This window comes from Planktothrix mougeotii LEGE 06226, from assembly GCF_015207485.1.
GTDB lineage: Bacteria > Cyanobacteriota > Cyanobacteriia > Cyanobacteriales > Microcoleaceae > Planktothrix.
Map to the genome: position 1 here is coordinate 17,641 of NZ_JADEWU010000030.1, position 22,165 is coordinate 39,805.

At 38.6% G+C, this 22,165-nt stretch carries 18 protein-coding genes; 3 read left to right on the forward strand and 15 right to left on the reverse strand.

The annotated features are described in order from the left end of the window. Nucleotides 1–64: 64 nt before the first annotated feature. Nucleotides 65–2,215: a serine/threonine-protein kinase gene (locus IQ236_RS14065; protein WP_228041636.1), complete on the forward strand. Its 2,151-nt coding sequence runs from the start codon at nucleotides 65–67 to the stop codon at nucleotides 2,213–2,215. Here IQ236_RS14065 and IQ236_RS14070 read toward each other — a convergent pair. From IQ236_RS14070 to IQ236_RS14110, 9 genes are all read right to left on the reverse strand, one after another. Continuing rightward, on the reverse strand, nucleotides 2,212–4,902 hold the full coding sequence (locus IQ236_RS14070; protein ID WP_193869836.1) for a PAS domain S-box protein: 2,691 nt from the start codon (nucleotides 4,900–4,902) through the stop codon (nucleotides 2,212–2,214). The genes IQ236_RS14065 and IQ236_RS14070 overlap by 4 nt on opposite strands. Nucleotides 4,903–4,904: 2 nt before the next feature. Beyond that, nucleotides 4,905–6,035, reverse strand: coding sequence for a response regulator (locus IQ236_RS14075; protein WP_193869837.1), 1,131 nt, complete (start codon nucleotides 6,033–6,035; stop codon nucleotides 4,905–4,907). A gap of 172 nt (nucleotides 6,036–6,207) precedes the next feature. Next, the gene (gene nuoK, locus IQ236_RS14080; RefSeq protein WP_072718238.1) at nucleotides 6,208–6,519 is read right to left on the reverse strand and encodes an NADH-quinone oxidoreductase subunit NuoK; all 312 of its coding nucleotides are present in this window, start codon (nucleotides 6,517–6,519) and stop codon (nucleotides 6,208–6,210) included. A gap of 82 nt (nucleotides 6,520–6,601) precedes the next feature. After that, nucleotides 6,602–7,219 (reverse strand): NADH-quinone oxidoreductase subunit J, encoded by a 618-nt coding sequence (locus IQ236_RS14085; RefSeq protein ID WP_193869838.1) that lies wholly within the window; start codon nucleotides 7,217–7,219, stop codon nucleotides 6,602–6,604. An 82-nt stretch (nucleotides 7,220–7,301) separates the two neighbouring features. Beyond that, a complete protein-coding gene (gene ndhI, locus IQ236_RS14090; protein ID WP_193869868.1) occupies nucleotides 7,302–7,889 on the reverse strand; it encodes an NAD(P)H-quinone oxidoreductase subunit I in 588 nt (195 codons plus the stop codon). 58 nt (nucleotides 7,890–7,947) lie between these two features. Beyond that, nucleotides 7,948–9,066 carry an NADH-quinone oxidoreductase subunit NuoH gene (gene nuoH, locus IQ236_RS14095; protein WP_193869839.1) on the reverse strand — a complete coding sequence of 373 codons (1,119 nt, stop codon included), beginning with the start codon at nucleotides 9,064–9,066 and terminating at the stop codon, nucleotides 7,948–7,950. Between the two features lie 389 nt (nucleotides 9,067–9,455). Next, nucleotides 9,456–10,628: a citrate synthase gene (locus IQ236_RS14100; protein ID WP_193869840.1), complete on the reverse strand. Its 1,173-nt coding sequence runs from the start codon at nucleotides 10,626–10,628 to the stop codon at nucleotides 9,456–9,458. Nucleotides 10,629–10,747: 119 nt separating this feature from the next. After that, nucleotides 10,748–11,245: a phosphohistidine phosphatase SixA gene (gene sixA / locus IQ236_RS14105; RefSeq protein ID WP_193869841.1), complete on the reverse strand. Its 498-nt coding sequence runs from the start codon at nucleotides 11,243–11,245 to the stop codon at nucleotides 10,748–10,750. 178 nt (nucleotides 11,246–11,423) lie between these two features. Continuing rightward, the gene (locus IQ236_RS14110) at nucleotides 11,424–11,921 is read right to left on the reverse strand and encodes an HNH endonuclease (protein WP_072718232.1); all 498 of its coding nucleotides are present in this window, start codon (nucleotides 11,919–11,921) and stop codon (nucleotides 11,424–11,426) included. Between the two features lie 239 nt (nucleotides 11,922–12,160). On the opposite strand from IQ236_RS14110, the gene alr reads away from it, so the two are divergent. Beyond that, entirely contained in the window at nucleotides 12,161–13,381 is a 1,221-nt protein-coding gene (alr, locus tag IQ236_RS14115) for an alanine racemase (protein WP_193869842.1), read from the forward strand. A gap of 85 nt (nucleotides 13,382–13,466) precedes the next feature. Here the strand turns inward: alr and IQ236_RS14120 are convergent, their stop codons facing one another. The 6 genes from IQ236_RS14120 to IQ236_RS14145 all read right to left on the reverse strand — a co-directional run bounded on the left by IQ236_RS14120 (nucleotide 13,467) and on the right by IQ236_RS14145 (nucleotide 20,790). Continuing rightward, a complete protein-coding gene (locus IQ236_RS14120; protein WP_193869843.1) occupies nucleotides 13,467–15,245 on the reverse strand; it encodes a mechanosensitive ion channel family protein in 1,779 nt (592 codons plus the stop codon). A gap of 94 nt (nucleotides 15,246–15,339) precedes the next feature. Then, nucleotides 15,340–16,290 (reverse strand): DNA cytosine methyltransferase, encoded by a 951-nt coding sequence (locus IQ236_RS14125; RefSeq protein WP_193869844.1) that lies wholly within the window; start codon nucleotides 16,288–16,290, stop codon nucleotides 15,340–15,342. Nucleotides 16,291–16,318: 28 nt separating this feature from the next. Further along, nucleotides 16,319–17,209: a phosphatidate cytidylyltransferase gene (locus tag IQ236_RS14130; RefSeq protein WP_193869845.1), complete on the reverse strand. Its 891-nt coding sequence runs from the start codon at nucleotides 17,207–17,209 to the stop codon at nucleotides 16,319–16,321. A gap of 116 nt (nucleotides 17,210–17,325) precedes the next feature. Beyond that, nucleotides 17,326–17,925, reverse strand: coding sequence for a precorrin-6Y C5,15-methyltransferase subunit CbiT (gene cbiT, locus IQ236_RS14135; RefSeq protein WP_193869846.1), 600 nt, complete (start codon nucleotides 17,923–17,925; stop codon nucleotides 17,326–17,328). A gap of 33 nt (nucleotides 17,926–17,958) precedes the next feature. Then, nucleotides 17,959–19,425 carry an aminotransferase class I/II-fold pyridoxal phosphate-dependent enzyme gene (locus IQ236_RS14140; RefSeq protein WP_193869847.1) on the reverse strand — a complete coding sequence of 489 codons (1,467 nt, stop codon included), beginning with the start codon at nucleotides 19,423–19,425 and terminating at the stop codon, nucleotides 17,959–17,961. Nucleotides 19,426–19,740: 315 nt separating this feature from the next. Continuing rightward, nucleotides 19,741–20,790, reverse strand: a complete 1,050-nt coding sequence (locus IQ236_RS14145; protein ID WP_193869848.1) for a DNA cytosine methyltransferase — start codon at nucleotides 20,788–20,790, stop codon at nucleotides 19,741–19,743. Nucleotides 20,791–21,011: 221 nt separating this feature from the next. Here IQ236_RS14145 and ychF point away from each other — a divergent pair, with 221 nt between their 5' ends. Further along, on the forward strand, nucleotides 21,012–22,103 hold the full coding sequence (gene ychF / locus IQ236_RS14150) for a redox-regulated ATPase YchF (protein ID WP_193869849.1): 1,092 nt from the start codon (nucleotides 21,012–21,014) through the stop codon (nucleotides 22,101–22,103). Nucleotides 22,104–22,165: the final 62 nt, after the last annotated feature.

The window sequence follows — 22,165 nt, forward strand, 5'->3', positions numbered from 1 at the left end:
GTTCAAACGATCGGCTTTCGGAACTTGAGGCATCAACCCCAAATCCTAAACCTAATATTCTGGTATGCCAAATCCGATGAGTTATTGTCTAAATCCCTATTGTCGAAAACCCCAAAATCCATCAGGAATTAACCTCTGTCAAACCTGTGGGACGACGTTACTCTTAAAAGAACGTTATTGTGCTGTACAGGAGCTAGGGGAAGGAGGGATGAGTCGTACATTTTTAGCCGTTGATTTAGATCGGTTTAATACCCCCTGCATTATTAAACAATTTTCGCCTCAATCTCATAAAATTTCCTGGGTTCAAAAAGCTATTGAACTATTTAATCAAGAAGCCTTACGTCTGCAAGAATTAGGGATTCATCCTCAAATTCCTAGCTTATATGCTTATTTTGAACAAGAAGAACACCTCTATTTAATTGAAGAATGGATTGAAGGCAAAAATTTATTGCATGAATTAAACGAAAACGGCTTTTTTAGTGAAGATAAAATTATTAAACTTTTACAAGATATTTTACCGATTTTAAAATTTATTCATCAACATCATATTATTCATCGAGATATTAAACCCGATAATATTATTCGTCGTCAAAGTGATCAGAAATTAGTTTTAGTAGACTTTGGAATTGCTAAATATAGCCTGAATTTATTACAACCCCATACAGGAACTTTGACGGGAACTGTAGGTTATGCACCCTTGGAACAAATGCGCGGTGGAAAGGCTTATCCAGCTAGTGATTTATATAGTTTGGGAATGACTTGTATTCATTTACTCACCCAAATTCCGCCTAATCAATTATTTGATCCCTTCAGTGGAGAATTAATTTGGCGATCGCATTTAGCAAATATTAATCAAACCTTAAACCCTAAACTTAATCAAATCTTAGATAAATTACTCAAAGATTTAGTTAAAGACCGTTATCAAACCGTTGAAGAAGTATTACAGGATTTAGAACCGAATACCCTAAAACCAATCACAACGATTCCACCTCCCTCCTCTTTAAATATTATCGTAGCGACTGAATTACAAGCTATTTCTTCTCATTCTTTTTCTGAAAATCAACTCTTTTTTAAGCCGGATTCACTGCCATTTCCCACAACTCATTGTTTATTAAAAGAATACAATTCGGCTTTTTATTCTCCTGTCAAGTCTAGCTTAATTGCAACGTTAAACCCTCCCTTATCTCAATCACAATCCCTTCCAAAACCTCAAATTGAATTTCCTTTTATATCCATTTCCTCTCACCTTAACCTAAAATGTACTAATATTTTATCGGGTCATCAAGCTCCTGTTCAAGCCTTAGCTATTGGCCCCAATGGATATCTATTAATTAGTGGAAGTCAGGATAAAACCTTAAGGATTTGGAATTTAAAAACAGGGCAATTCTTACATCGATTAATGGGTCATGAAGCCGCTATTTCTTCCCTAGCTATTAGTCCCAATGGCCGTAAATTAGTGAGTGGAAGTTTAGATCGAACCTTAATTTCTTGGAATTTAGATAAAAGAGCGATCGCCGACCGATTTTTTAGCCATTCCGGTTCTCCCTATAGCCATCGTTGCGGTGCGGTTTATACCGTTGCTTATAGTCCTGATGGTTCTATTATTGCTAGTGGTAGTGAAGACCATAGTATTAAGCTTTGGAATCAAAGAAACGGGGAATTACTCTATCGTTATTGTGAACATTTAGAAGCAGTTTTAGCGGTTCAATTTATTAATGTTTCTATTATAAATCAATCTTCATCAAATGTCAATCAGCACTCATTAAGAAATTATTTATTTGCCAGTTCTAGTGTTGATGGAACCATTAAAATTTGGCAAGTTTACCAATTAAAAAGCTTAAAAACCTTAACCGGACATTTAGATCAAGTTTCCAGTCTTTTCTTAAGTCCAACTCAACCTTTATTAATCAGTGGAAGTGCTGACCATACCATCAAATTATGGGATTTAAACACCGGAGAATTAATTAAAACCTTAACCGAACATTCAAAAATTGTTTCATCTTTGGCGATGAGTCCTGATGGTAAATGGTTAGCTAGTAGCAGCGACGATGGCAGAATTTATTTATGGGATATGAGTCAACCACACCAGCTAGGAATCTTATCTCATTGTTTCGCAGGATATCCCCCGATTATTTTTAGTCCTGATAATCAACAATTTATTTGTTGTGGGGATGAGAATCAAATTTTGGTTTGGAAATTTAAAATTGAACCTTAATTTTTTTCAGCGATCGCTTCTGTTAAATCGATAATAACATCATATCGAAAATCATTGACTAACTGTGTTAATAATTGACCAATCGATTGCTGAGAAACGGGGATTTTTTTAATAGCTTCAGTCACTAACTTAGAATTAAGTTTCAGGGAACCTTGATATAACTCTTGAACAAGGGGTTTGGGTAACAACGCTAACACTTCTGGTGTTAATTCTGCAATATGATTTAATTCTACGGAAGAAGCCGACATTGCTAAGGGTTCTAAATCTATTTCATCCTGTTCATAAATAAAATTTACCCCTAAATGTTGAGCAATTTTTTCAAACAAGACTTCAACGCGAAAAGGTTTGCGAATAAAATCATCACATCCTGCTGATAAAACCACTAATTGATCTTGTTGTAACGCACTTGCTGTTAACGCAATAATTACCGTTGCTTGACCCTGTAAACGCTGTTTAATCCATTGCGTTGCTTCATACCCATTCATCACAGGCATTCGCATATCCATAAATATTAAATGAGGTTGCCAACTTTCCCAAAGGGTAATTGCTTCTTGACCATTTTCGGCTTCTTTGATTTGAAATCCTAAAGGGTTTAAAACCTTAATCACTAACTGTCGATTTGTCCAATTATCATCAACCACTAAAATTCGATAATTGGGTTGATTGGGTGCTAACCCTATCACTTGCTGGGTTAATTCTTGACAGCGAATTTCCGAAAAATTGGCTAAATTTGCTTGAATATAAAATTGAAATATTGTCCCTTTTCCGACTTCACTGGTAACAGTTATATCTCCTCCCATTAACTGCACAAACTGTTTGCTAATCGGTAAACCCAGTCCAGTTCCCTGTTGAGATTTTCGACCTGTTTCGGTTTGTACAAAGGGTTGAAATAATAAAGCTAACTCTTCTGTTGAAATTCCTGGGCCAGTATCTTCAACTTCAAAATTGATTAAAATTGGGTTGGAAGATAAGTTGGTATTTAAAGGGTTTACCCTTAAAGTAATCGACCCTTTTTCGGTAAATTTTATCGAATTTCCCAAAAGATTAATTAAGACTTGTCTAAGTTTACTTTCATCCGTTTCAATATATTGGGGAAGATTCGGATTGGCAATCACATTAAAATCTAAGCCTTTCGATTCTGCTTTAAAGGCTAACATATCATTAATAGAATCCAAAAGGCAAGTTAAATCAAACTTGGCTGGATTTAATACAATGCGTCCCGCTTCAATTTTAGACATTTCTAAAACATCATTAATTAAATTTAAAAGATGTTCACCACTGCGACTAATAATGTCTAAATGCTCTTTATGATTCGCCAAAAAAACTTTAGGATTGCGCTCTAAATCTCGTTCTATAAGTTGTGTAAATCCCAGAATTGCATTCATGGGGGTTCGCAATTCATGACTCATGCGGGCTAAAAATTCACTTTTGGCATGGTTTGCTGCTTCTGCTGCTTCTTTAGCTTGTTGTAAGGCTATTTCTGCTTGTTTGCGATCGCAAATATCCCGAACAATTGCACAGCCATATTCTTTTTTATTATATTCTAAATAACTCAAAGTAATTTCCACACTAATATCCTGACCCGATTTGCTTCTATGCACTGATTCAAACGTAAAAGAACCTTGTTGTTTTAAATCCTCCCAAGGAATCGGCCATGCGTTATCCGGTGCTTGAGCATCAATATCTTTAACCTTCATTTGCAGTAATTCTTCCCTGGAATATCCCAAGGCGTTACAAGCCGCTTCATTCACATCAAAAAATTGAGCCTTACAATCGGTAAATAAGAAATAATCCCTAGATTTCTCAATTGAAAACTGCGTTAATCTTAGCTTTTCGTCAATTTCTTTTCGTTCCGTAATATCCTCAATCACGCCTAAAATTCCGATTACATTTCCCTGAGAATCCTGCATCGGAATTCGGCTAATATCTAACCATAACGTGCGACCATCAGCAGCCGGTTTTTGTTTCGGTGCAATTAAGTGCATTTCCGCTTGTTTAGATGCCATCACTCGCCGATCTTGTGCGCGAAAAAACTCCCCAATCTTGGGGTCAGGAAATAAATCATAATCCGTTTTTCCGATCACATATTCTTGGCTTTCTAACTGCGCTGCTTCCGCCCAATTTTTATTACAGCCTCTAAAGACTAAATTTGTATCTTTCCAAAACACCTGCTGGGGAATATTATTTAAAATTAACCGTAAATATTCTTCCCGTTGTTTAATATCTTCTTCAGCTAGTTTTCGTTCCGTAATATCCTGAATTTGCCCCATCACAGACCAAGGTTTTCCCTGAGCATCTAAGCGTAAATAACCATTAACAATAGCATAAACCCAATTTCCATCTTGATGACGATAGCGTTTTTCTAATTGAAATTGAGGAATTTCTTGATTAATTAATTGACGAAACGATTGCCAACTCATCTTTTGATCATCGGGGTGAGTAATTTCATTTAATTGAAATGTCATTAACTCCGCTTGAGAATAACCCACAAACTTACAGAAGGAAGCATTAACCTCCAAAAAACGCCCCTCTAAGGAAATTTCTACCATTCCAATTGGAGATAAATGGAATAAATCTTTCCAATGAGATTGACTTTCTTGAAGTGCGATTTCAAGAGGCTGACGAGGTTGAATTTTTTGTTTTTCTGAATAGAGACGTGCCAGGGCGCGTCTGTACAGATTTTTCATAATTACCCCTGATCTACTTTTGGTATGGTAAAATAAAATGTAGTGCCAATTCCCCAGTGTGATTCTATCCAAATTTTTCCCCGATGGCGGTCAATAATTTTTTTACAAATTGCTAACCCTACCCCAGTCCCCGGATATTCTTGATTCGTATGCAGACGCTGAAAGACTTGAAAAACACGATCAAAATTTTCAGGTTTAATCCCGATGCCATTATCTTCAACCTTAAAGAGCCATTCTTCGGGCTTTTCTTCCACTGAAATTACAATTTTAGGCTGAACATTAGGGCGTTGATATTTAATCCCATTGCCAATTAAATTTTGAAATAATTGGCCGAGTTGAATCCGATCAGCTATTACCACAGGTAGCGTCTCAGAAGTAATAATAGCACGACTATCCTCAATTGCACTATGCAGATGAGCTAAAGATTGTTTTAAAATATCCTGACAATCAATAGCTTTAAAGTCCCGTTTTTTCGTGCCGACTCGACTATATTCTAGCAAATCCTTGATCAGTTCTTGCATTCTAATCCCCTCATCTAAAATCGGGGCAACATACTCATCCGCTTCTTGTTCTAAATTAATTTCAGATTTTAACGCTAATAACAGTTCTGCAAACCCAGTTATTGTTTGTAGAGGTTGTTGTAAATCGTGAGAAACAACATAGGCAAATTCTTCTAATTCCCGGTTAGAACGCTGTAATTCTTGATTTAATTGTTCTAATTTTAAATTTTTATCTTGTAATTGCTTTTGTAAACGACGAATCGTTAATTGATTTTCAACTCGTGCAAAAACTTCTTCAACCTGAAAGGGTTTTGTAATATAATCAACACCCCCAACATTAAAAGCTTTAACCTTATCAAAAACATCGTCTAAAGCACTTAAAAAAATCACCGGAATCCCAGCCGTCCCTTCCTGACTTTTTAACTTCTGACAAACTTCATACCCATCCATTTCGGGCATTTTAATATCTAATAAAATTAAATCGGGCGGCTCATGCTTCACTGCCATTAATGCTAACTTTCCATTAATAGCACATTGAACTTCATAGCCCTGTTCACCTAATGTTTTTGACAATAACCTCAAGTTATCAGGCGTATCATCAACAATTAAAATATGACCTTGATGATCTGACATACCATTTCTACGATTAATCTCTGCCCTGACAATTTACCATTTTAGGAGGAACAGGGGCGTTAAGGCATAAGCCTCCCCCCATTCCCCCCGTCCCCGATGGCTGTTTCAAAGTCGGGGTAAAAAGAGTAAAGAAATACTGATAACTGATAATGCGGATACTTGATAACTGAATTTACCATTTTAACAAATTAAATTCTTCCATATCAACCGTGTCTCGGTTCCGATAAATGGTGAGAACAATTGCTAAACCGACGGCAGCTTCAGCAGCAGCTACAGTAATTACAAATACAGTAAAGACTTGACCTTTAATATTAGCAGAATCTAAAAAGTTAGAAAATGCCATTAAATTCAAGTTGACTGCATTTAATAATATTTCGATGGACATTAACACGCGCACCGCATTTCGGCTGGTAATTAATCCATAAATTCCAATGCAAAATAAAGCCGCCGCTAATAACAAAAAATACTCCAGTTGTAATTGCATAAGATTACGATTTTCTCCAATTGACTTGAATTGAACAGATTAAAAATAGCAGTCCCTTTCCCTCTTTTTACCCTTGAAATCCCTAACGATCTTGAGGGCGATCGCTTCCTATCGATACAAACTCACGAGGACGTTCTTGTAAAGTTAAAACCGGAGTCTCAGTTTTCTGGGTAGATGAAACATCAGGAATATAATCTCGACGAGCGAGAATAATTGCTCCGACCATTGCCATTAACAGAAACACCGAAGCTAATTCAAAGGGTAATAGGAAATCGGTAAAAAAGTGTTGTCCAATTAAAGCAATTGAACTTTCAACAGGTGCAACCACTGGGGTAATTGACCAAGACGTAGACAAGACCATTGTGCCTAACAGGGCAAATAATCCCACACAAACAACGGCTGTCGAGCCTTTGCGAAGCCAACTGAGAGGAAGTTCTTTAAAAGTTTCCCTCTTGTTGACTAACATAATCCCAAATAGGATGAGAACATTCACCGAACCGACATAAATTAAAACTTGTGCGGCGGCGACAAAATCAGCATTCAGGAGAAGATATAACCCAGCAATGCTAATAAATACACCACCCAATAAAAACGCAGAATAGACGATATTAGTCAGCAATACCACACCTAAAGCTGTGCCAATAATCATCACGGATAATAAGCCAAAAGCAACAAATTGAACCCCTTCTGCTAGATTCACAATTTCATCATCCCTTAATTAAAGTATTTAGAGCAATTCAGCAGTAATTAACCGTCAACGGTTTCCCGTCAACGGTTAACCCTTATTCTTTTTTTTCCAGTTGTTCAATAATGGACTCTGGACGCAAGCCAGCACGACGAGCCGTTTCCGGCAGATCATGGGACTCAAATTCCCCAGCCGGTAAATAAGCAAATTCGCGTAACGGCGTGACCATAGGATCATTAGTGACCTTATAGGGTAGACGTCCGAGAGCCACGTTATCATAGTTCAACTCATGACGGTCATAGGCTGCTAATTCATACTCCTCCGTCATGGAGAGGCAGTTTGTGGGACAGTATTCCACACAATTTCCACAGAAAATACAGACGCCAAAATCAATACTGTAGTGTTTAAGCTGCTTTTTCTTGCTTTCCTTGTTATAGCTCCAATCCACCACAGGCAAATTGATCGGACAGACCCGAACACAAACTTCGCAAGCAATACATTTGTCAAATTCAAAATGAATCCGTCCCCGAAACCGTTCAGAAGGAATTAATTTTTCGTAGGGGTACTGAACTGTAATCGGACGACGACGCATATGATCAAATGTAACAGAAAGCCCCTGACCAATATATTTGGCAGCTTGAAAGGTTTCTTTAGCGTAATCAGTGACTTGGTTAAGAAACTTCAGCATGATGTCTCCCTCGAACAGATGAAGGCAAGTAATCGTGGTTTATGGATCAATGGCTTTATCCACCAAAAGCAACGGGGAACGCCAATTTTAGGGCTGCGGTTAACAGCAAATTGACTAAACCAACGGGTAATAAGAATTTCCAGCCTAGATTTAACAGTTGGTCAATGCGAACGCGAGGCACTGTCCAGCGCAGTAAAATTGCCGTAAAGACCAAAAGATAAGCTTTTAAAACCGTCATGGTGATGCCCAGCATCGCCAAAATCACTTGTAACCAAGGTGTGGTTTCACTTAACCCTAACGTATGAGCCACCCAATCTACTGGAATCGGAAAATCCCAACCCCCCAGGTATAAAACCGCCACCATCAGGGATGAGAGTACCAAATTGATGTAGGAGGCTAAATAATACAGAGCAAATTTCATCCCTGAATATTCAGTCTGGTAACCCGCCACCAGTTCTTCTTCAGCTTCAGGTAAATCGAAAGGTAAACGTTCACATTCCGCTAAAGCTGCAATCCAGAAGATCAGGAATCCAACGGGTTGACGCCAAATATTCCAACCTAAAATTCCATAGCCCGACTGTTGATTAACAATATCCAAGGTACTCATACTATTGGACATCATCACCACAGCCAGAACCGCTAAAGCCAGAGGAATTTCATAGCTAATGGATTGGGCTGCTGCGCGTAACCCTCCTAATAAAGAATATTTATTATTGGAGGCATAACCCGACATTAACAACCCAATGGGTTGAATACTCGAAAGAGCAATCCAGAGAAAAATTGCAGTTCCTAAATCCGTGATCACCATGTTTTGTCCAAAAGGGACAATTAAATAGGACACAAACACGGGAATTGCCACAATAATTGGCCCCAAGGTAAATAACCAAGGGTCAGCATTAGTTGGAACCGTATCTTCTTTAAACAGCAATTTCAAGCCATCTGCTAAAGGGGCTAAGGTTCCCATCGGGCCTATATATTCCGGGCCAATGCGTTGTTGGGCTGCGGCAGAAATTTTCCGTTCTAACCAGACCGTTCCTAAAACGCCAACGGTTGCAGCTACAAGCATCAGTCCCATCGGCAGAGGAAGCCAAAACAATTTAGCAATCTCTGACGGTAAGCCCAGACCTGTTAGGGCTTCTACAAAACTTTCTTGTAAGTCAATTCCTGGGTTCATCGAAAATTTGATCCGCAACAATGGATGCTTGATTAATTTAAAAACGGCAAAATTCCATTCAGTAAAAATAGGAGATTGTCCGTCCTGTTGTGAAGACTTTGCTGATCCCCTAGCTGAGATGAAGTTTTAACTTTGAATTCCCTAAATTTTGTTGCGATCGCAACAGTTAGAGACAAAGTTCAGTGACTTTAAACCGCTCTGGGTTGAGGCGAGACTGGCCCTAGGCTGTCTCTACGACTTCACAAAGCCCCGATTCTCGTAAAGATTTTTTAAGACTTTACCGTAAATCAGTATAGCGTTTGACCGTCCTCAAAACTTAGGCTGACTCTCGAAACTTACTGATGGGTGAAGCGGTTAACGGCGAGTTGTCAACCGTCAACCGTCAACGATTACAACGTTGATTCTTCTAGGTTAATGGCACAGTTACGTTCATGGATAGGAACGTAGGTTTCATTGTGAGAACCCGTATAAATTTGAGTCGGGCGGAAGATGCGGTTTTTGGTGAGTTGTTCTTTCCAGTGGGCTAACCAACCCGAAACACGAGCGATCGCAAAAATTGGAGTAAATAAATCAGCCGGAATGCCTAACTTGCGATAAACCAGACCCGAATAGAAATCAACGTTAGGATAAATTCCTTTTCCGCCTAAGCGATCAGCAACGACTTTTTCTAATTCCAGCGCAATTTCATAATATTGGTCATGGCCGAACTTCTCAAACAGTTTTTCGGCCAGTTGTTGCAAAATCGTAGCACGGGGATCTTTAACTTTATAAACCCGATGTCCGAATCCCATAATCTTAGATTTTTTAGCGATCAGATTGTCTACATAGGGGCCGACATTTTCTACAGCACCAATTTCTTCTAACATGACTAAAACTTCCTCATTTGCCCCTCCATGTAATGGCCCCGCTAAGGTTCCGACGGCGGAAGCAATCACCGCATAGGGATCGGTTAAGGTAGAAGCGGTCACCATGGCGGAAAATGTGGAAGCGTTAATGGTATGTTCAGCATGAAGAGTCAGACACACATCAAAAACCCATGCTGCTAACGGGTCAGGTTCCCGTTCACTCAACATATACAGAAAATTAGCGGAATAATCTAAATCATCACGGGGTTGTACCGGATCATTTCCTTTCCGCATTAATTGAAATGCAGCCACCATCGTGGGAATTTTGGCGAGTAACCGCACCACCGCTTCCCGAATATATTGAGGATTATCTAAAGCCCGACGAGAATAGAATAATCCTAAAGCTGCTGCTGAGGTTTGTAAGGCATCCATAGGATGACCGGTTTCCGGGAAACATTTCATCATGTCCCGAATCCGATATTTAATCCGTCGATGATAGCGAATTTCATGCTCAAATGCTTCTAATTCATCTTTGGTGGGAAGTTTTCCCCAAATCAACAAATAAGACGTTTCCAGAAAGGTACTATAGTTCGCCAGTTGTTGAATACTAATTCCTCGGTACTCCAGAATGCCTTTTTGTCCATCAACGTAGCTAATGCTAGACAAGGTGGCTGGAACGCCTTCAAGACCGGGTTTGAATTCACTAACAGCAGTCATAAAAGTTTATGTAGGTATGTGGATCTTTCTCAAGCTACATTATCAGAGCAATTGATAGTGTTCTCGTTTTGACAGGATTTTATTAACTTTCTAGTAGCTTGGGAAAAGGGGTGAACGGCTTAACCCAGCAAAAATTTAGGGGGAGTTAACCAAAAAAGTTGACTGTTCGCCAGAGGAGAACCCTTCAGGGGGAGGGTAATGCCAATAATGCCCGCTTTTTTAAGGATTAGGGCTTCTTTGGCCTGTCCCCAAATCAATAATTCTGCCCAATTCCCTAAATCGGGTTGATGTCCGACTAATGCTAAAGGTTTACTTGCTGTTGAAATCCAAGTCTTGTACTCCGTGATCCAGTCATGAATATTACCATTAGGGGCTAAGGCGGCACATTCTTCTAACTGTTGTGATAATCCTGCGGCTTTGAGAATTTCTGCGGTTTGGCGAGCGCGAATCAGGGGACTGGTCAAGATTATACCCAATTCTAATTCTAACTCTTTAAGGCGACTGGCAACTTTTCGAGTTTTGCGATCGCCTTCTTGGGTTAATGGGCGTTCGTCATCATTTTGATAAGTTCCGTGTTCTGCTGCAATTCCGTGCCGAATTAAATATAAATCCGTCATAAAAATTTTTTCAATTAAGAATGAACATTTAATTACGAATTCCAAATTATAAATTACGAATTACAATTTTTAATTCTTAATTTTTAATTCTTAATTCGTAATTCTTAAAAGATTAAAAACCCAGTAACACCCGAAACCCGACTAACAAAAAACCCCTGTACTTGATATAGACAGGGGCTTAAAGACCAATTATATATTTTTGCCACTCTTTGTTCATGCCACTTTTGACGTGCTTCGTCACTTCAAAATAAAGGCTGCTGTAGGGTTTTCGCGGCGGTATCCGCAAGGTCATCCCAGCCTCTTTTGGGGTGCGACTGCCCTTCCTGACATTACACTGAACACAAGCAGACACCAGATTTTCCCAAGAATCTCCTCCTCCACGAGAACGCGGAATCACATGATCTAGGGTTAAATCATCTCCGGTATATCCACAGTATTGACAGGAATGACTATCCCGGTGCAATATATTTCTTCGGGTTAGTGGAATATCTTTATAAGGAACCCGAACATAATGGCGAAGTCTGATCACGGTTGGAAATGGAAAATCGGGAAAAATAAATTTTCCATTATGTTCAACCTGTTCGGCTTTTTCTTTGAGCAACAAAATAACCGCCCGTCGCCAAGTCGTGATATTGAGTGGCTCATAGGAGGCATTCAAAACTAACACATTACCCATTGTCTGGATTCTGCAATAAGATTTGACCGATATTAACACAGCTTAACGTCTTCAGGGGTTAAACGGCAAAAGTATCTGTCTTTTTCTTTCTGTTCCCTATTCCCGGTTGCCTGTTCCCTGCTATAACAACAGATTGCGGAAGGTTGACAATAAAGTAGAAAGCTGTAAATAACTGATAGGACAATTCTATTGATTAGGAATTGTCAATTCTAATTCTGGGTTGAGGAGTGAATTAAAATATGGTGAGCGGAAAATCGATTTCGATTGCAAACACAACGAATCAATCCCTCGATTCATCGTTGCATAATTCCGAGATAGAAGTTGGAATTCGTCAACGGGCGTGGGTTGAAGTAGATTTAGAGGCACTGGGGGAAAATGTTCGCCAAATTAAACGGTTATTATCTCCCCAAACCCATTTAATGGCCGTTGTGAAAGCGGATGCCTATGGACATGGGGCAGTTTCGGTGGCGAAAACGGTTTGTCAGGCAGGTGCGGAATGGTTAGCCGTGGCGACCCTGCCAGAGGGCATAGAATTACGAGAAGCCGGAATTAAGAAACCGATTTTAGTGTTGGGGGCCATACATACCCCCGCAGAAGTACAAGCCATCGCCCATTGGCAACTACAACCTACATTATGCACCCCCCAACAAGCGTTATTATTCTCAGAAACCTTAAGTTCATTGAATCAATCTTTAGGGGTTCAAATTAAGATTGATACGGGAATGTCGCGGTTAGGAACCCCTTGGCAACAAGGGTTAGAATTTTTCCAATTAGTCCAACGATTACCCAATTTAGAATTAGCCGGAATTTATTCCCATTTTGCCACAGCAGATAGCCCTGACCCAACTATAATGCGACAACAACATTATCGGTTTGAAAATGTTGTTAATGAAATTCGAGAGCATTGGCAATCTGACACTGATTTGAAATTTCCGGTATTACATATTGCTAATTCTGCCGCGACCTTAGCAGATGCTAATTTACATTATGATCTGGTACGGATTGGATTAAGTCTTTATGGTCTTTATCCGGCTCCCCATTTAGAATCGGTCGTTGCTTTAAAACCTGCGATGCAAATTAAAGCACGGGTAACACAAGTTAAAACTATTGAAGCTGGAACAGGAGTTAGTTATGGCTATCAATTTATTGCGAAAAAACAAACTCGTATTGCTGTTGTTGGCATCGGTTATGCTGATGGGATTCCTCGAAATCTATCTAATAAAATCAAAGTCTTAATTCGGGGTCAATGGGTGACTCAAATTGGAACAATTACAATGGATCAAATCATGTTAGATGTCAGTGATATTCCTGATTTACAAGTGGGGGAAGTGGTAACATTATTAGGTCGAGATGGAGATTATTCGATTTCGGCTGACGATTGGGCTAATACATTGGGAACCATTTCTTGGGAAATCCTCTGTGGTTTTAAACATCGACTTCCTAGAGTTAATATAAAATAATAATTACCTAATCAACCGAGTTTCTGATGTTAGGGAGAGAATCAAATCAGAATTCTTAATTCAGAAACCCGGTTTATTCATCAGTTTACCCCTTGTTAAGAGATTGTTGATTTAACCACTGAGCAACTTCAGGTAAGAATACAGCTTGTTCATGTCGTCCAAATTCAATTCCTTGTTGCTCAAAAGCCAATTTTAAGCGACGGCGAAATTCACGAGCAATTGTCCATTGGGTTCCCGGACGGGTTTTAATTCGCATTTCTAGTTCAACACCCGCATGTGTTAAATCACTAACCCCACTATAAACAACCGGAGTTAGAATCGAGGTTGTCCAGTCGGGTTCGTTTGCCATTGCTCCAATGACTTTTTCCATGATATTCAACGCCAACTCAATATCGGTTTGATAGGGAATTATTATTTTAAAATCTATTCTTGACCAGTCTTTGGTTTGATTGTGAACAATACTAATACTTCCGTTAGGAAGAGTGGTTAAACGTCCTTCTTTCCCGCGAATTTGAGTAATGCGTAAGTTCATGTATTCTACATAACCGAATGTTTCACCAACCGTAATATAATCTCCGACGGCATAGTGATCTTCCAAGAGAATGAAAATTCCATTTAAGACATCTCGAATCAAATTTTGAGAACCAAAGGATAAGGCTAAACCAATAATTCCCAAACCTGCAACGACAGGAGCAACAGGGATTTCAAGGGAGTCTAAAGCGACAATAAAACCCACAGCAATCCAGATAGCTTTACTGACACCTTTTAAAACAACACTATAAGTAGAAAACCGGAGTTCTCGGCGCTGAGAAGCACTGTGGCTCACATTAAAGTTCTGATGTTCCTCTTGGAAGGAATTTAAGAAATAGTCAATCAAAAGGGTACTGATTCGGATGGCTATCCCCACAAGAATTACAATAATTAAAATAGACAAAGGATCTCGACTCATCCAATGGGCTAAAAATCGAGTTTGAGGGAAAAATCTAGCAATTTTCCATATAGTAAATGCCCAAATTAAAAGTTGAATGAGTTTTAAAAATAATTTCCGAAATTGATTAGTATTATATTTTCTTTGCCACTGTTGTAGTTGGGTTGTGATCTCAGAAATTGAATCTGAATTATCAGAAGTAGTCAGATTATTATTGAGACGATTTTGCTCTAAAGTTAATTCCTGCTTTTTATCATTCAAATTCTGTGTTTTTTGGGATAAGCGTTTCTGGAGCAAATAAACCGCAAAACTCAATAAGGATGAGACTAAAATAAAACCTAATGACCATAAACCTGCTTTATATAAATAAGCGGGTTGGCGCTGTTCATAACCTCGCATTAAAGCTTTTTTAACAATGGTTGTTAATTTATCAGACCAAATTTTAACAGAATAACCATTATATTCTGCATCTTGAGGAGTTACCGTGAAAATGACTCTTTCTTGGAGTTGATCCTGATCAGATGCCAAAATTTGGGCATTTCCTTGGCTATCTGTTTTAACGGTTATGATGAGAGTATCAGGATTAAAACCTTGAGCAAATCCTCCTCCGTACAATCGATTATCTAAAATTCCATGAATTTCATTTTCTATTAGCTTGGCTCTTTGGATAATAGAGGGATTTTTTGCTTGTTTATCCACCTCTATCGGAATATCCATTGCAATTCTAAATAACTCGTAACCGTCAACAATAACAGGTGCTGAAATTAGATTTCCAACCTGAATGACAGAGGTTACAGGGTTAATGGCGCTCGGTAAAGCATCTTGAGCGAAGGTTAGGGGAATGCTCCAAGTCGATATTAAAGCGAACAAAGAAATCCCAAGTGCTACAATCAGTTGAGAAAAGCGACGCTTCTGAAGGCTCAGTATTTTTAACATAGATACACTGGACTGGTAATTCTTACTCTTGGTTAGTTAAAATGTGATAATATTATATATCATTGACCTATCAAGGTCAAATTATTTCTCTCCCTTAATAATTGACACATTTTATAGATTCAATAGAAATACTATCGTGAATTAAGCATCGACCGACATATTCGGCTAATTTCACGGGGACAGCATTGGCGATGATTTGTTCGAGGTGGGTTTTACTTCCGGTGAAAATAAAAGTTTCTGGAAACGTTTGTATATAACTTCTTTCTAGGGTGGTTAAAGGACGAATTTCCGGCGAAATTAAGGCGGAGTCTCCGGGGTGAGGTTGATAGGTTTTAGGAATCGGTCTATTCACACTTCTGATAGTAGGACTAGGTTCATCAATGCTAAAAATTCCACGCCGTTGATAACTTCTGGGATGTCGATAATAATGGTCAATGTCTAAGGGTTTACTAATTTGGTTAAAATAGTCTCGGATTGTTAAGGATTTTGAAGATAAATTGGCTTCTAAACTTTGTTTGAATTGGTCATCTTTTCCTTGAAATTCTCCTATCCAAAAAAAGCGTTTCCTAATTTGAGGAACTCCGCATAAACTTGCATCTAAGATGATTTCACTTAACCCATAATTAGCCGATTTTAAAAGAGTTTTTGCTTGTTTATATTTCTGAGTTTTAATAAATCGAGCCACATTTTCCATGATAAAAAACTGAGGCTGAATGGTAGCTACAATTTCAGCAAAAACTAAGGTTAAATCTCCTCGCCCTAAAGTCTCATCTCGTTTTCCGGCGCTGGAAAAGTCTTGACAGGGAGGGCCCCCAACAATAATATCGGCATTAAACATTTTAAAATTTGAGAAATCGCCCTGTAAGTTGCCTAAATCCATTAAAAAACTGGGATGTTTAAAATTTTTTTGATAAATATCAAGAGCCAATTTCCAGTTATCAAATCCTGCAACAATATTAAAGCCAGCGTTTTGTAATCCCAGGGATAATCCTCCACATCCACAGAATAAATCAATGACTCTGAATTGAGTTAATTTTAGACTCATTGTTTCCTGTGTCTTCCCAAGAAGATTTTTAAGTTAATAATAAAGGTAAAAATAATGTAATAAAGTAATAGACTAAAGGAGCAGTAAAGACATAACTATCAGCCCGGTCTAAAATTCCACCATGACCGGGAATCAGTTGACCAGAATCTTTTACGCCTGCATCTCGTTTCATTAAAGATTCGGTTAAATCCCCTAATAAACTCGCAATTCCGATTAATAATCCTAAGATTAAACCCGCCCAAGGAAACCCCGGCCATTGTAAAGACCAAGAACCTAATATGGCAACGCTAATACTGCCTAAAACTCCAAATATTGCGCCTTCAACGGTTTTTTTCGGGCTAATATCTGATAGGCGAGTTCGTCCAAAACATTTTCCAAAAATATAAGCCCCAATATCGGCTGCCCAAATACAACTAAAAGCTAATAAAGTAGCGGTTAATCCTTGGGATAAATGATAAACAGACAAATTTTCTAACCAATTTTCATTAAATGGAATCGGACTTGCAAAGGCTTTTTCTAATAATGTATGGGGTTCTAATCCCACTCTTAACCGCACCCAATAACTCGGTAAATATCCACCATAAAATAGTCCTAAAATTGAAGAACTAATATCAGCAATGGTGGATAATTTAGGTTGAAATAATAGATAAAAACAGATTAAAGTTCCGGCTAAAGCAAACATCGCATCCACTAAATTTGGGGAGAATGCTGCGGTTAACAGTAAGGCTTGACTAACCACTAAAGTCGTTTTTCCCGCAGGTTCAATTCCTTTAGCCCGGACTAATTGAAAATATTCTAATTGACCTAAATAGACAATCACGCTAAAACCCAGGGTAAAATACCATCCTCCAAAAATGAGCATTCCCAAGGCTAGAATAATGGCTATAATTCCACTGATAATACGAGACAAAGAAGGCATAGTGTTAGGAGTTAGGAGTCAGGAGTCAGGAGTTGAGAAAGGGAACAGCTTAACTGGGAATTATAAATGTGTAAATAATGAGGTTTGGGGACTTAACGCTCTGATTTTTTTTCACGTTAATCTAGTTTTTCTCCGCTTAAAATAAACATTGGGTTAACCGCTTCAAAGGTTTGATGATTTCCCCGTTTTTCTAAGCGATTCATCGCAGATTGCACCACCTCAACATTGCGAACTTGCAACTCAGAAAACCCTTCAGAAATCGAATAAAGCGTTTCTAAATTTGAGGCTGTCGCTACAATTCGTCCGTGAGGTTGTAGATATTTCCAAACTTCATTTAAAATTGCTTTAATGGGTCGTCCTCCCTCCAAACAAACCCGATGAGGCAGATGGGAAATCCTGTGTAAACAGTCGGGGGCATTTCCTTCAATTACATCAACATTTTTCACTTCAAACCGTTCACAATTAAGTCGTATTAAATTCGCCACATCTTCATCCCGTTCAATGGCAATAATTCGACCTTGGGGACAGAGTAACCCCGTTTCAACCGGAATTGTCCCTGTACCTGCCCCAATATCCCAAACAATTGAGTCCGGTTGCAAGCGCATCAGAGAAACTAATAATAACCGGACTTCCCGTTTACTTAAGGGAATACCGGGCAACCGTTCAAACAAATCATCAGGAATACCAGGGGTTACATAGGGCCAAAGTTTGGACATTTTGGGGTTCGGTTTAAGGTTGTATTGATTGATTTAACCCTTAACAATTTTAAGCTGTTGCAGGTTTGGATCGCTACATCCTGTTATTTTCCCACCTAAAGCTATCACTTGTTGCAAAAATTTTAGTGCATCGGAGGTCACGATTTCACCCGGCATTAATACGGGGATACCGGGTGGGTAAGGACAGATGATTTCTGCACTGACGCGCCCGATACAGTCTGCTAGGGGACGTTGTTCTGTTGGGGCAAAAAAAGCCTCGCGGCAGGAGGAAGAAGGTGTGGAGGGCAAATTATGGGGCATTGGGAAGAAATTTTGACGGGGGGTGGTAGTAAGAGGGTGTTGAATGGAGAGGGTTTTGAGTGCGTTAATCAGTTGCTCAATATCGCTTTTTGTGTTTCCTAAACTAATAATAAAAGTGAGGTGATGAAGACTAGGAAGTTCTGCGGTGACATGGAATTGTTGACGGAGAATTTCATCAGCTTCATAACCACTAATTCCTAAGTCTGAAACCTTTACGGTTAAACGAGTTAAATCTAAGTTAACGCATCCTGATGTGGGTTGAAAGTTGGGGGTTCCAAAACTAGATAAACCGGGGATATTATTAATTTCAGTTCGGGCTATTTTCGCTAAAGATAGGGTTTGATTCATTAAATCATAGCCTTGGGTTGCCATTTGTTGACGAGCGGCATCTAATGATGCTAATAAAATATAATTGGGACTGGTCGATTGAACGAATTGTAAAGTTTGGGATAATCGCTCTCGGTTAATCAGATTTCCCTGAACATGAAGCATTGAAGATTGGGTAAGGGAACCTAAAACTTTATGGGTTGATTGTATGGTTAAATCGGCTCCGGCTTTTAAGGCTGATACAGGTAAATCAGGATGAAAATTAAAATGGGGGCCGTGAGCTTCATCAACAATTAAGGGGATATGATATTGGTGGGTGATTTTAGCAATTTCGATAATATTTCCACAAATTCCTTGATAGGTGGGATACACCATTAAGACTGCTTTTGCATCGGGATGTTGTTGTAGAGTTTGAGCCACAAGTTCTGGGGTAATGCTATAAGCTAAATCCCATGTTATATTATAGTCAGGTTGTATAAAAATTGCGATCGCACCGGATAAAATTAACCCAGAAATCACAGATTGATGTACATTTCGAGGAACTAAAATTTTATCTCCGGTTCCACAGGTTGCTAAAATTGCAGCAATTATTCCCGCCGTTGAACCATTAACTAAAAACCAAGTTTGTTCAGCACCAAACGCTTCAGCAGCTAAGTTTTGAGCGTCTGCTATGACACCTTCTGGATTAAATAAATTATCGAGTTCGGGTAATTCGGGTAAATCCGCTTTAAACAGTTGGTTTCCTAACAGTTCTATTAATAACGGTGAAGTTCCTTGTCCTCGTTTATGTCCTGGGGTATAAAAGGGAATATCAGGTTGATTTGCACAAGTTTTTAAGGCGGTTAATAAGGGGGTTTGAGATTGTTCTAACATAGAGTAAGTCTAAATTTTATGTACAAATTACCAAAATTGTATTTATTATTTGTAGGGGCGAGGTTTTCTCGCCCTGACACGGGGATGTGTGTCCATTTTTTGAGATGAATGCTCCTGAAATTATAATTGTACAAATCATTGAGGCTGGCTATAGTAACTCTAAATAATTTGTGATAAAATCTGTAGGATTTGAGTTTCCTAAACCGGGTATAAAGAGGGTTGGGAGACCCAACCCCTACAATCAAAGATTACAACCTCAACGCAGATTGGTATATAATTTAAAGATTATAATTTTAATGGGTTCTTGTGCATTGCTTACACTTTATAATTCTTGAATAGTTGTTCGGTTTTCCCTTCTAATACAGATTGTTCTTCAAAAGCACTAAAAATTTGCGCTTTAATCTGAATTGCAAGTTCTTGAAATAGAGGAATACAAACGGAATTACCAATCTGTTTATAACATTCTCCTAAATTGGAATGCAATTTAAAGGTATCAGGAAACCCCATAATTCTATAACATTCTTGGATAGTTAACTTACGAACTCGATTTTCTTCGGGAATATAAATAAAAAAACGTCCCGATGTTTCTTGGGATGGAATAGTGGGATGGACTCCATCAATAGAGTAAATTCGATTTGGTTGGTGATGTACCCTCGATAAATGTTCAGTATTCGGTCTAATTCCTTTTTTCCAGATATTTTTATTTCGATATCCGACAAAAATCAAACCGGATGACTGCTGTTTGTAACCTTCTATTAAAGTATATTCTTCTGGGTTTAAATAGTCGAAGTTTCCCGTTTTATCTAAAAAATGCCTTAATTTAGGCACAGGATAAACTTTTTGCAGTTTTGAAAAAGAAAATTTTTTATCTTTACAAGCAATAATAATCAATCGTTCTCGATTTTGAGGAAGTCCGAAGTCTTTCGCATTCAATAATTGATAATCTACAAAATAGCCTAAATCTTCTAAGGAATATAAAATAGTCTTAATAGTTTTCCCGTGATCATGATGTAACAAATGCTTAACATTCTCCAAGACAACAACCCTGGGATGATAGGTTTCTATGATTTCGCAAATATGAAAAAATAAAGTTCCTCTGGTATCTTGAAAGCCTTGGCGTTTTCCACAAATGCTAAAGGGTTGACAGGGAAAACCTGCCGTTAAAACATCAAACTGAGGAATATTCTGATAATCAATTTTAGTAATATCGTTTTCGGGCTGCTCTCCAAAATTATTAAAATAAACCGATTGACAGGCGGGATCTTTTTCGCAAGAATATACACATTGATAACCTACTTTTTCAAAAGCTAGTCTAAATCCCCCAATTCCAGAAAATAAATCTGCTATTTTAAGAGAATTATCCATGTTCTCAGATTATATATAATCGAATCTATTGTACAGCTGTTGGGATTCCTAATTTATTGTCTGGGCGAGGAAACCTCGCCCCTACCGGGAAATTAGAGTATTTCTATTGATCTTAATACAGCAGCAATTGTACATAAATATAAATTTGTTAAATTTGTCCCCAAACAGTTTATAATTATAAATTGATAGTCTATTGAACGTTTAACTTAACCATCGAACCCATGCTAAGAGCCGGAATTGTTGGACTTCCCAACGTTGGTAAATCGACATTATTTAACGCTTTAGTTGCTAATGCGAAGGCGACGGCGGCTAACTTTCCCTTTTGTACTATTGAACCGAATGTCGGCGTTGTCGCAGTTCCCGATGAACGGTTGAATGTGTTAGCAAAAATCGTCAATTCTCAAGCAGTTGTTCCGACTCGAATGGAATTTGTTGATATTGCAGGATTAGTTAAAGGTGCGAGTCAAGGAGAAGGGTTAGGGAATCAATTTTTATCCCATATTCGAGAAGTGGATGCCATTGTTCATGTCGTTCGCTGCTTTGAAAATGATGATATTATTCATGTAGCGGGTTCTGTTGATCCCTTGCGTGATATTGAGATTATTAATTTAGAATTAGCCTTATCAGATTTATCTCAAGTTGAACGTCGCATTGACCGTGCGCGAAAACAAGCAAGAACCAGCAAAGAAGCCCAACTCGAAGTAACCGCGTTAGAAAAAATTGCAGTCTTATTAAATGAAGGAAAACCCGCCCGTCAAGCAACATTAACGGAAGAAGAAATAGAAGCGGTTAAAGGGTTAGGGTTAGTCACACAAAAACCTGTAATTTATGCAACAAATGTGTCAGAAGATGATTTAGCTACAGGTAATGAACAAGTTGAAAAAGTTCGAGAAATTGCTAAATTAGATAATGCTCAAGTCGTGATTATTTCGGCTCAAGTAGAAGCGGAATTAGTGGATTTATCCGAAGAAGAACGGGCGGACTTTTTAGCGTCTTTAGGCGTAGAAGAAGGGGGTTTAAAATCCTTAATTAGAGCTACTTATGAATTATTAGGATTACGCACTTATTTAACAACTGGCCCCAAAGAAACGCGCGCCTGGACAATTAAAGCCGGAATGTCCGCCCCCCAAGCCGCAGGAGTTATTCACTCTGATTTTGAACGGGGATTTATTCGGGCGGAAACCGTCGCTTATAAAGATTTAGTGGCGACAGGTTCGATGACGGCGGCGAAGGAAAAAGGATTAGTTCGCAGTGAAGGGAAAGAATATATTGTCCAAGAAGGAGATGTGATGTTATTCCGATTTAATGTTTAATGTTTGAACCTTCTCTCTGTCAGAGATGGGGGGAAGGTCGTCTGCCATTTTATTAAGAAAAA

Bases quoted from the DNA above. Each gene is read 5' to 3' on its own strand.
- IQ236_RS14065 (WP_228041636.1), top strand. From the start codon at position 65: ATGCCAAATCCGATGAGTTATTGTCTAAATCCCTATTGTCGAAAACCC.
- IQ236_RS14070 (WP_193869836.1), bottom strand. From the start codon at position 4,902: ATGAAAAATCTGTACAGACGCGCCCTGGCACGTCTCTATTCAGAAAAA.
- IQ236_RS14075 (WP_193869837.1), bottom strand. From the start codon at position 6,035: ATGTCAGATCATCAAGGTCATATTTTAATTGTTGATGATACGCCTGAT.
- nuoK (WP_072718238.1), bottom strand. From the start codon at position 6,519: ATGCAATTACAACTGGAGTATTTTTTGTTATTAGCGGCGGCTTTATTT.
- nuoH (WP_193869839.1), bottom strand. From the start codon at position 9,066: ATGAACCCAGGAATTGACTTACAAGAAAGTTTTGTAGAAGCCCTAACA.
- IQ236_RS14100 (WP_193869840.1), bottom strand. From the start codon at position 10,628: ATGACTGCTGTTAGTGAATTCAAACCCGGTCTTGAAGGCGTTCCAGCC.
- sixA (WP_193869841.1), bottom strand. From the start codon at position 11,245: ATGACGGATTTATATTTAATTCGGCACGGAATTGCAGCAGAACACGGA.
- IQ236_RS14110 (WP_072718232.1), bottom strand. From the start codon at position 11,921: ATGGGTAATGTGTTAGTTTTGAATGCCTCCTATGAGCCACTCAATATC.
- alr (WP_193869842.1), top strand. From the start codon at position 12,161: ATGGTGAGCGGAAAATCGATTTCGATTGCAAACACAACGAATCAATCC.
- IQ236_RS14120 (WP_193869843.1), bottom strand. From the start codon at position 15,245: ATGTTAAAAATACTGAGCCTTCAGAAGCGTCGCTTTTCTCAACTGATT.
- IQ236_RS14125 (WP_193869844.1), bottom strand. From the start codon at position 16,290: ATGAGTCTAAAATTAACTCAATTCAGAGTCATTGATTTATTCTGTGGA.
- IQ236_RS14130 (WP_193869845.1), bottom strand. From the start codon at position 17,209: ATGCCTTCTTTGTCTCGTATTATCAGTGGAATTATAGCCATTATTCTA.
- cbiT (WP_193869846.1), bottom strand. From the start codon at position 17,925: ATGTCCAAACTTTGGCCCTATGTAACCCCTGGTATTCCTGATGATTTG.
- IQ236_RS14140 (WP_193869847.1), bottom strand. From the start codon at position 19,425: ATGTTAGAACAATCTCAAACCCCCTTATTAACCGCCTTAAAAACTTGT.
- IQ236_RS14145 (WP_193869848.1), bottom strand. From the start codon at position 20,790: ATGGATAATTCTCTTAAAATAGCAGATTTATTTTCTGGAATTGGGGGA.
- ychF (WP_193869849.1), top strand. From the start codon at position 21,012: ATGCTAAGAGCCGGAATTGTTGGACTTCCCAACGTTGGTAAATCGACA.